This is a genomic window from Staphylococcus sp. HMSC035D11, from assembly GCF_001836075.1.
GTDB lineage: Bacteria > Bacillota > Bacilli > Staphylococcales > Staphylococcaceae > Staphylococcus > Staphylococcus hominis.
Window position 1 is genome coordinate 38,982 of the sequence record NZ_KV827280.1, and the last position, 10,222, is coordinate 49,203.

General features: G+C 31.4%; 11 protein-coding genes. 9 read left to right on the top strand and 2 right to left on the bottom strand.

What is annotated here, in order from left to right:
* The first annotated feature begins 74 nt into the window (after positions 1 to 74).
* The 5 genes from HMPREF2647_RS09355 to HMPREF2647_RS09375 all read left to right on the top strand — a co-directional run bounded on the left by HMPREF2647_RS09355 (position 75) and on the right by HMPREF2647_RS09375 (position 4,880).
* Positions 75 to 1,193: an amidohydrolase gene (locus HMPREF2647_RS09355; protein ID WP_019835631.1), complete on the top strand. Its 1,119-nt coding sequence runs from the start codon at positions 75 to 77 to the stop codon at positions 1,191 to 1,193.
* An 87-nt stretch (positions 1,194 to 1,280) separates the two neighbouring features.
* Entirely contained in the window at positions 1,281 to 2,162 is an 882-nt protein-coding gene (locus HMPREF2647_RS09360; protein ID WP_017174905.1) for an SDR family oxidoreductase, read from the top strand.
* Between the two features lie 77 nt (positions 2,163 to 2,239).
* Entirely contained in the window at positions 2,240 to 2,851 is a 612-nt protein-coding gene (locus HMPREF2647_RS09365) for a flavin reductase family protein (RefSeq protein WP_017174904.1), read from the top strand.
* A 96-nt stretch (positions 2,852 to 2,947) separates the two neighbouring features.
* Positions 2,948 to 4,240 carry a Na+/H+ antiporter NhaC family protein gene (locus tag HMPREF2647_RS09370; RefSeq protein ID WP_017174903.1) on the top strand — a complete coding sequence of 431 codons (1,293 nt, stop codon included), beginning with the start codon at positions 2,948 to 2,950 and terminating at the stop codon, positions 4,238 to 4,240.
* A 121-nt stretch (positions 4,241 to 4,361) separates the two neighbouring features.
* Positions 4,362 to 4,880 (top strand): SRPBCC family protein, encoded by a 519-nt coding sequence (locus tag HMPREF2647_RS09375; protein ID WP_002448616.1) that lies wholly within the window; start codon positions 4,362 to 4,364, stop codon positions 4,878 to 4,880.
* A gap of 57 nt (positions 4,881 to 4,937) precedes the next feature.
* Here the strand turns inward: HMPREF2647_RS09375 and HMPREF2647_RS09380 are convergent, their stop codons facing one another.
* The gene (locus tag HMPREF2647_RS09380; protein WP_048679170.1) at positions 4,938 to 5,699 is read right to left on the bottom strand and encodes a MurR/RpiR family transcriptional regulator; all 762 of its coding nucleotides are present in this window, start codon (positions 5,697 to 5,699) and stop codon (positions 4,938 to 4,940) included.
* Between the two features lie 201 nt (positions 5,700 to 5,900).
* Between HMPREF2647_RS09380 and HMPREF2647_RS09385 the strand changes: the two genes are divergently transcribed.
* A complete protein-coding gene (locus HMPREF2647_RS09385) occupies positions 5,901 to 7,502 on the top strand; it encodes an alpha-glucoside-specific PTS transporter subunit IIBC (RefSeq protein ID WP_017174901.1) in 1,602 nt (533 codons plus the stop codon).
* A 45-nt stretch (positions 7,503 to 7,547) separates the two neighbouring features.
* Here HMPREF2647_RS09385 and HMPREF2647_RS09390 read toward each other — a convergent pair whose 3' ends face one another.
* On the bottom strand, positions 7,548 to 8,078 hold the full coding sequence (locus HMPREF2647_RS09390; protein ID WP_017174900.1) for a hypothetical protein: 531 nt from the start codon (positions 8,076 to 8,078) through the stop codon (positions 7,548 to 7,550).
* A gap of 284 nt (positions 8,079 to 8,362) precedes the next feature.
* Between HMPREF2647_RS09390 and HMPREF2647_RS09395 the strand changes: the two genes are divergently transcribed.
* From HMPREF2647_RS09395 to HMPREF2647_RS11055, 3 genes are read left to right on the top strand one after another with little or no spacing between them, the layout of a single operon-like run.
* The gene (locus HMPREF2647_RS09395; RefSeq protein ID WP_017174899.1) at positions 8,363 to 9,277 is read left to right on the top strand and encodes a bile acid:sodium symporter family protein; all 915 of its coding nucleotides are present in this window, start codon (positions 8,363 to 8,365) and stop codon (positions 9,275 to 9,277) included.
* Between the two features lie 49 nt (positions 9,278 to 9,326).
* Entirely contained in the window at positions 9,327 to 9,971 is a 645-nt protein-coding gene (locus HMPREF2647_RS09400; RefSeq protein WP_017174898.1) for an HAD-IA family hydrolase, read from the top strand.
* Positions 9,972 to 9,976: 5 nt separating this feature from the next.
* On the top strand, positions 9,977 to 10,168 hold the full coding sequence (locus HMPREF2647_RS11055; RefSeq protein WP_080979238.1) for a hypothetical protein: 192 nt from the start codon (positions 9,977 to 9,979) through the stop codon (positions 10,166 to 10,168).
* Positions 10,169 to 10,222 lie beyond the last annotated feature (54 nt).

Consider the following 10,222-nt stretch of genomic DNA (forward strand, 5'->3'; position numbering starts at 1 on the left):
AGAAAAGTTTGATAATTATGATACTATAGACTATACAACATTTTATTGGACTTAGAGAAAGGGAAGTGACATTGATGACAAGTTTTAACGACGTTGTAAAATGGAGACGCATGTTTCATCAATATCCTGAGTTATCAAAATACGAATATAAAACGACGCAACGTATAAAAGATATATTAACTTCATACAATATTAAAATGATTGACATTCCAATGGAAACGGGCCTAGTAGCAGAAATAGGACAAGGAGAAAAATGTATTGCTGTTCGTACTGATATTGATGCGTTACCTATTCAGGAGCAAGTTAGTCAAGACTTTACTTCTACTAATGATGGAGTGATGCATGCTTGTGGACATGATATTCACATGGCTAGTATCTTAGCTATTGCTACCAAGTTAAAAGAAGAAGAAGAACAATTAAATGGAAGAGTAAGGTTTTTATTTCAACCAGCTGAAGAGCTTGGGTATGGTGCTAAAGCCATGGCTAAAACCAATGCATTAGATGATGTACAAGCGATTGTTGGATTTCACAATTATCCAACATTAGATATTGGAGAATTTGCAATTAAATCTGGTCCTATTACGTCTGCTGTAGATCGTTTTGAATTTAAAATTCATGGCAAGGGAGCTCATGCTGCCAAGCCAGAGCAAGGCAATGACCCTGTAATGGCGTTAGGGCAATTAATTACAAGTTTGCAAACAATTATTAGTCGTAATTTATCTGCCTTTGATAGTGCTGTCATTACAATAGGAGAAGTGTCTTCAGGTAATACTTGGAATGTTATTGCAGATAATGCTTATGTTCAAGGCACGGTACGTTCATTCAAACCTGAAGTACAAGATTATATTGAACAACGTATGCATGATATTGCTAAAGGATTAGAACAATTATTTAATATAGAGATTGAATTAATTTATACACGTTTACCAGGCGCAGTTATTAATGACGTAGAGCTTACAAAACATGCTAAAGAAGCGGCAAAAAAAGTAGGATACACAGTAATTGATTTAGAACATCCATATACAATTGGAGAAGATTTTTCTGGTTTATTAGAGCATCATCCAGGTGTGTTTGCATTTATTGGATCGAATAGCGAATATGATTTACATCATCCAAAATACAATCCAGATGAACGTATTTTAGAAAAAACACCTGATTATTTTATAGAACTGATTTATCAATTATTAGCATAATATTTATTAGAAAATTTTAGAATTATGATTTAATTACTACTTAACGTGGTAAACCAATGTTGAGTAATTAAATAGGAGATGATTTTAATGGGTGCACAAGATCCAAGAACTAAATTTAAAGATTCTGATTATAAAAAACAAGAACAAGAAACACCAGGTTATCAATATAAAATGTCACCTAAACCAGATTGTGGTGAAGAATCATATGAAGGTCATGGTCGTTTACAAGATTATAAAATGTTGGTAACTGGTGGCGATTCAGGTATTGGACGTGCAGCAGCAATTGCTTATGCTAAAGAAGGCGCTGATGTAGTTCTTAACTACTTACCAAGTGAAGAACAAGATGCACAAGAAGTTAAAGAAGTCATCGAAAAAACTGGAAGAAAAGCAGTACTTATCCCTGGAGATGTGAGAAATGAGCAGTTTAACTATGATTTAGTAGAACAAGCTTATAATGAATTAGGTGGCTTAGACAACATTACTCTTGTTGCGGGTCATCAACAGTATCATGATGATATTCATGGATTTACAACTGAACAATTTGCTGAAACATTTGAAACAAATGTGTATCCAATTTTTTGGACTGCTCAAGCAGCAACTAAATATTTAAAACCAGGTGCTTCAATTACAACGACATCTTCAGTACAAGGGTATAAACCAGCTGCAATTTTACATGATTATGCCGCTTCTAAAGCAGCAATTATTTCATTAACAAAAAGTCTTTCTGAAGAATTTGGAGATAAAGGTATTAGAGTGAATAGTGTAGCGCCAGGACCATTTTGGTCACCTTTACAAATCAGTGGTGGACAACCTCAATCAGCAATACCAGAATTTGGCCAAGCTACTCCACTAGGCCGTGCAGGTCAACCTGTTGAATGTGTGGGACCATATGTATTATTTGCTTCAGAAGATGGTAGTTATTTAACTGGTCAAGTTCATAGCGTTACTGGTGGTATTCAAATCGACTAATTTAGTTAAACGTTAAGTATACTGGCGAGAGATTTTTAGAAATCTCTCGCTTTTTATTTTATAAAGGAGAATTAAAAATGAAAGGGATTAATCCAAATCAATTATCAGATATTCAAAATTATAAATTATTAAGTGGTTCAGTTATACCTAGACCTATTGCGTTTGTAACATCGGAAGATGAAAAAGGTAATTTAAACGGTGCACCATTTAGCTTTTTCAATGTAGTGAATAATAAGCCACCTATGATAGCAATTGCAGCACAAAGAAGTAATGGTAAGCGTAAAGATACTGCTATAAATATTGAAAAAACAAAAGAATTTGTTGTGCATATTACAGATGAATTCAATATTGAAGATATCAATGAGACGGCTGCACCTTTAAAATACGAAGACAATGAATTAGAACGCACATCATTGACTCTTATCAGTTCATCTATTATACAGACGCCTGCTGTGAAAGAAGCTAATATTCGTTTTGAATGTAAATTAGATCAAATGATTCAATTAGGTACTAAAAATGATGGTGCGGATTTAATTATAGGAGAAGTTGTTATGTATCATATAAATGAAGATGTCTATTTTGAGGATAGTAAAATTGATTTTAATCAGCTTAAACCCGTAGCACGTTTAGCGGGAAATAATTATTCTAAACTCGGAGACACATTTACAATTAAACGTCCAGAATCATAATAATATGAATTTTACATGTAATTGTATTGACGATGATATATGAATCTTGTACCTTTAAATATAAATTCAATTAGTATTAAGGAAAGTAGGTTAAATATGGAAGAAGGGAATAAAGGGCATGCATGGGCACTACTACCTCTTGTGCTATTTATTGCATTATTTTTAGGAATAGGAATCGCTACTGGAGATTTTAGTAATATGCCTTTAAATGTTGCGATAACGATTACTGTGATTGTAGCATTAATGATGAATAGAAAAGAAAAATTTTCAAAAAAGATTGAAATATTTACTCAAGGGGCAGGGCATTCAAATATTGTCCTAATGGTTTTCATCTTTATCTTAGCAGGTGCATTTTCAACTACTGCTGAAAAAATGGGTGGTGTCACGTCTACAGTTAATTTAGGACTATCACTCATACCACAAAATTTTATTATTGTAGGATTGTTTATAATTTGTATGTTTGTCTCTATCTCTATGGGAACCTCAGTTGGAACTATTGCAGCACTTGCACCTGTAGGATTTGGATTTTCTCAGGCAACTGATATTTCAGCTATGTTAGCGATGGGAACAGTAGTAGGCGGTGCGATGTTTGGTGATAATTTATCAATGATATCAGATACCACAATAGCAGCAGTACGTACTCAAAAAACAAAAATGAGCGATAAGTTTAAAGTTAATTTTTGGATTGTTTTACCAGGTGCAATTCTAACAATTATCATTTTATTTTTCTTAACAAATGGTGTACATATTGATCATTCTAAGCAATATGATTATAACTTAGTGAAAGTCATTCCTTATATTTTAGTGCTTGTTTTAGCCGTCATTGGTGTGAATGTTATCGTAGTTTTAATTAGTGGTACTATACTTTCTGGAATCATTGGTCTTATTGATGGTTCTTTCAATTGGAAAGGTTTATTAACTGCTATATCAAAAGGAATTATTGGAATGGAAGATATTGCAATTATAGCTTTACTTATTGGCGGGCTTGTTGGTCTTATTCAACATAATGGCGGTGTAGAATGGTTGCTTAATTTTGTGAAATCGAAAGTGAAATCGAAACGTGGTGCTGAATTTGGTATCGCTAGTCTTGTGAGTGTAGCGGATATCGCTACAGCAAATAACACAATTTCAATTATTATGTCAGGACCATTGGCTAAAAATATTGCCGACGAGTATGAAGTAGATCCTCGTAAATCAGCAAGTCTTCTTGATATTTTTGCTGGATGTTTTCAAGGTCTGTTACCCTATAGCCCTCAACTTATTGCAGCAGCGGGTGTTGCTGGAATATCTCCTTTTAGTATGTTGCCATATTGTATTTATTCAATTTTATTAGGCATTTGTGGAATTCTAGCAATTGTATTTAGATTTCCACGTCTTAAGACGAAATAAATGATATATAACAAGTTAAAATCATCTAAATTTATATTTTTTTTAATTTCTGATAGTTGAAATTTTGGTAGTATTTATAAATGCGTTAAAATATAACTAAGAGTGAAAGTAGGTGAGATGAGTGGCAAAATATAATGTAGAAAATGAACAAGTTGAGATTCATATTGAGCGTTTATTTAAATATTCTCCAGAATTGGTTTATAGTGCTTGGACAGATATAAACTTATTAAAGCAATGGTTTATGACCTCCCAACGAACAAATAAATTATTTGATGCAGATATTCATGAAGGTGGACAATATCGAATAGTAGATGCTCGTAATGGTAAACAAAATGTAATTCAAGGTAAATATGAAGAATTAGTATCCGATGAATACATCAAAATGACTATTGGAATGCCAGAATTAAGCGATAGTCAAGATGTTATTGAAGTAGAATTTGAAGAGCGTGAATCAGGCGGTACGCAAATGTTCTTTTACTATCAATCTATAGTAGAAAAAGAACGTCGTTTAACGGCTTTAGAATATAAACATAAAAAGAAAGAATATCATGATTCTACTGCACATGGTTTAGAATTAATGTTTGATCGAATGAATGAAGTTTTAGATCAATATGTAGAGGACAATGATATGTTACTTTAATTAAAATGAAAAGACCTATTGAGTAAAAGTCAGTTATTACTTAATAGGTCTTTTTATTTATTGTAATTCACCGTTTTCTTTTCGCTCATTATATTTTCTTAGTAGCGTTTCAAAAAAGATATGATAATTAATAAAGCTAGAATAATCTATATCATTGTATAAATAAAATGTATGGCTAGAAACGTAAACATTATAATTTGCCTTTTGTGCTAATGTATTGTCTTTCATGGTTGTAACAGAAATAAAATAACGTTGGCGCAATTGAAGTAAATTAGTAATCTCAGTTAATTGGTGAGTTTCTCCAGATAAAGAAATCACAAAAAATAAGTCATCTTCATTAGAGTAGTTAAGTACCATTTTAATCTCATGTTCATCATGCAATACAATTACATTTTTATGCATAGTTAATAAGATACGTTGTGCTTCTTCAGCTACATTTTTCTGAGCTCGTCCAGTACCATATAAGTATACATTGGTAGCTTTATCAATTTTTTCAGTAATAAGGTTAAAATTTACCCTTTCTAGGTAAGTAAATGTTGTTTCAATTTCTTGTTTAAATTGTTTGATTGAATCGGTAGGAACTTCATGTAAAGATTGACTTTCAAATTTTAAATAAGATTTAAAATCACTATAGCCATCAAAGCCTAATTTACGTGTGAAACGATGAATAGTTGCGTTTGATGCATGTGTATATTGTGATAGTTCTTGTATTTTTAAAGTTTTACATTGTTCTATATGTGTATTAACAAAATGAGCTATATGAAGATCATTGTCATTTAATTTATCAAAGTTAGTATTAACTCTCTCATCTAATAACATATAAACACCTCAAGTTATAATATTGAAAATTTTTTCATCTATAGAAAATATAAACTGATTATACAAAAATATTTCAAAATGAGTCAATATCATTGTATATATGAAAGCGTTTACTATAATAGAATTAAGATATTAAGAAAGCGCTTAAAAAAGTGCAATATCATATGATTAACTATGATATTTAGATTTGGGGGTCAGCATATGAACGCAATAAAACGTTTTGGGAGCGCAATGATAGTTCCAGTATTAATGTTTGCATTCTTCGGGATTATATTGGGGTTTGCAACACTATTTAAAAACCCAACAATAATGGGTGGTTTGGCAGACAGTCACACATTTTGGTTTAAATTTTGGTCAGTCATTGAATCTGGTGGTTGGGTTATCTTTAATCACATGGAAATTGTATTTGTAGTAGGTTTACCAATTTCACTTGCTAAAAAAGCACCAGGTCACGCAGCATTAGCAGCTTTAATGGGTTACTTAATGTTTAATACATTTATCAATACCATTTTAACGCAATGGCCACATACGTTTGGTGCAAACTTACAAAAAGGTGTTGAAAATGTTACAGGTTTAAAAGCAATTGCAGGTATTCCAACATTAGATACTAATATTTTAGGTGGTATCATTATTTCAGCTATTGTAACTTGGATACATAATAGATATTACAGTAAGAAATTACCTGAAATGCTTGGTGTTTTCCAAGGTTTAACATTTGTAGTCACTATTTCATTCTTTGTTATGTTACCTGTAGCAGCCATTACATGTGTAGTGTGGCCAACGATTCAAAGCGGAATTGAATCATTACAACACTTCATTATTGCTTCTGGTTATATAGGCGTATGGTTATACCATTTCTTAGAACGTGTATTAATACCTACTGGACTTCACCATTTTGTTTATGCACCAATTGAAGTAGGTCCAGTTGTAGCAAAAGATGGTTTAAAAGCAGAATGGTTTAGACATTTAAATCAATTTGCCGAAAGTAGCAAACCATTAAAAGATCAATTCCATTATGGTTTCATGCTTCAAGGTAATGGTAAAGTATTTGGCGCAATTGGTATTGCTTTAGCAATGTATTCTACAACACCTAAAGAAAATCGTAAAAAAGTAGCTGCATTATTGATACCTGCTACATTAACTGCTGTTGTAGTTGGTATTACAGAACCATTAGAATTTACATTTTTATTTATTGCACCATTCTTATTTGTTATTCATGCATTATTAGCTGCAACAATGGATACAATCATGTATGGTTTTGGAGTAGTTGGTAATATGGGTGGAGGACTACTTGACTTTATTGCAACAAACTGGATTCCACTTGGACAAAATCACTGGATGACTTATGTAGCTCAAGTTATTATTGGTTTAATTTTCTCAGCAATTTACTTCTTTGTATTTAGATATCTTATTTTAAAATTTGATATTCCATTACCAGGACGTCGTGCTGAAGAAGAAGTGAAACTATTTTCTAAAAAAGATTATAAAGAGAAAAAAGGTGAAGATAGTACAGACACTTCAGGTTTTGAGCCTAGTAATGAATATGAAGAAAAAGCATATTATTATTTAGAAGGTTTAGGTGGAAAAGAAAATATTAAAGATGTGACAAATTGTACAACACGTTTACGCTTAACTGTTAATGATGAATCAAAAGTAGAAGATACTGCATATTTTACACATCAACAAATGTCACATGGACTTGTAAAAAGTGGTAAGAATGTACAAGTAGTTGTAGGGATGACCGTACCACAAGTACGAGAAGCATTTGAACACTTAGTATTTGATGAAAATGACAAAAAATAAGATACTAAAAGGGTCGAAACATTTTGTTTCGACCCTTTAACTATTCTAAGAAATACGTGCATTATGTAATGCGCGAGCTTTATATGTGGCTGATAAAATATCAATATTTCGACAAGCAATAAACTGAATGAGTTTCGAGAATATTTCTGGTTTACAACATACGCTAGCATAATTATTGTTTAATGTATAAGTTAAATCATATTGATTAGAGAAATATGTCATTATATCAATAACTTTATCTTTAATAAAAGCATCTTGTAATCCATCTATACATAAATTAAAGCGTTTAGAAGAAGAATAATATTGTCCAGAATCCAATAAGATGTGTGTATTTCTAGAAGAAAGAATTTGGTAAATAGAAATTTGGTAAAAACTTAAAAAACTAATGAAATAGGGTAATTGTTGTTTAGGCAAGCTGATTTCAAGGGCTGGAGTATTGTTATATTTAATAATGTTGTATTGAAATGATTCGCAAAATTGAACATTTCTGCAAATTTTCATTAATTGTCTTTTAGTCGATCTTGATTGCAAACCTACAATATTTAGAATGTAAGTTTCAAATTTATCTATCCACATGCAAGAACCTCCCAATTCTTAATAATATGTAGTCTTCATGTCATTATCATTCTTAAAATGAAACACGTCGTTCCCATATACAGTCTGATTGTATCACTCTTTATTATGATTATCACTACGACTTTTGAATGAATTTTAATTTAATATTTTTGTAATATATTCGTAACTCTATTTAAAAAAGAAAAAATAAAGACATACATATTTTAAATATTCTGAAAATTCATTGTTTTACTTTTTCTCCTGTGATACTCTTATTTCATTATTTAAAATAAGAGGGTGACATCATGTTAAGTAAAGTAAGTGAATTTGCAACTAAGACATTTTTATTATGGATGTTTATTGCTGCTATTATAGGTTTTATATTTCCAACTCAACTAGCGACGATGGGTCAATTCGTCCCATGGCTATTAGGAATTGTGATGTTAGGCATGGGAATGACAATTAAACCTAGTGACTTTAAATTAGTTTTTAAAGAGCCGAGGTCTGTTATTATCGGAGTGATCTTACAATTCACTATTATGCCTACCTTGGCCTATACTATTGCTAAAATATTTAATTTACCAGCTGAGTTAGCAATTGGAGTGATTTTAGTTGGATGTTGTCCTGGCGGAACATCAAGTAATGTCATGAGTTATCTAGCTAATGCTAATGTCGCGTTATCTGTAGCGATTACAAGTGTATCTACTTTATTAGCACCATTTGTAACACCGGCTTTAATTTATTTATTTGCTCATGAGTGGTTACATGTATCATTTTTAAGTATGTTATGGTCGGTCATTCAAGTTGTTTTATTACCAATAATCATAGGATTCCTTTTACAACTTGCTTCCAAAAAAGTAACTCGGGAAGCTACTAAAATTTTACCAATTATTTCTGTAGTAGCGATTTCATTGATTTTAGCGGCTGTTGTTGGAGGGAGTAAATCACAAATTCTTAAAACTGGATTCCTTATTTTTATTGTAGTCATTTTACATAATGTAGTGGGCTATTTATTAGGTTATGTTTTAGCGCATGTATTCAAACTTGATAGAAGAGACAAAAAGGCCGTTTCTATTGAAGTTGGAATGCAAAATTCAGGTTTAGCTGTGTCTTTGGCAACTGTACATTTTAGTCCACTAGCAGCAGTGCCAGGAGCTGTATTCAGTTTTGTTCATAATATTTCTGGACCTATTCTTGCCAAATATTGGTCTAAACGTTAATGTAATATGTTAAACTTACCTATAATATTAAGTTTAAAGGAGAAATATCATGTATAAAGCAATAGTATTCGATTTTGATGGTACAATTGTCGATACTGAACAACATTTATTTAATATTATTAATAAGCATTTAATTAGTCATAAAGCAACACCAATTACACTCGATTTTTACCGTGAAAATATTGGTGGAGAAGCAAAAGATTTACACGAATATTTGGAACAGACGATTGGAAAAGATAATAAAGAAATTATTTATAAAGAACACCATCAAACAAGTAATCAATTAGAAATTAATCCTACGATTAAACAATTAATGAAATACTTGAAGCAACGTCATATTCCTATGGCAATTGCGACAAGTAGTTATAAAAAGGATATTTTTCCAGTATTTAAGAGTTTAGGTTTAGATGAATATATAAATATTATTGTTGGGAGAGAAAGTGTAGAATATGTAAAACCAGAGCCAGAACTTTATTTGACTGCTGTTCAGCAACTTAATTATTCTCCAACTCATTGTTTAGCTATTGAAGACTCTGTAAATGGTGCTACAGCTGCTTTTCGCGCTGGATTAGATGTTATAGTAAATACAAATGATATGACTCAAAAACAAGATTTCTCAACTATTCCATATATTGGTAAAGATTTAAATGGCGAAGAAATTATAAATCGTTTTTTTGAAAAGGGTCATGTGTGAATGACATGTCGTCGCAATTAATCATCTTCTTTTTAGCTGGACCCATTATTATCGGAATAGGAAATCTTGTTTTAGGTCCAATATTTAATAAACGTATTCCTTTTAGAGTTCGTATACGTTCATTCATGTTAGGATCAATGATATATCTTATACTTGCTTTTATAGCGTATTTCTTTTTGTTACAAGGCAAATTATAAAGTGACTGACCAATATAACAGTAAAAAGAGTCCGGGACATAAAGTATCTAGATA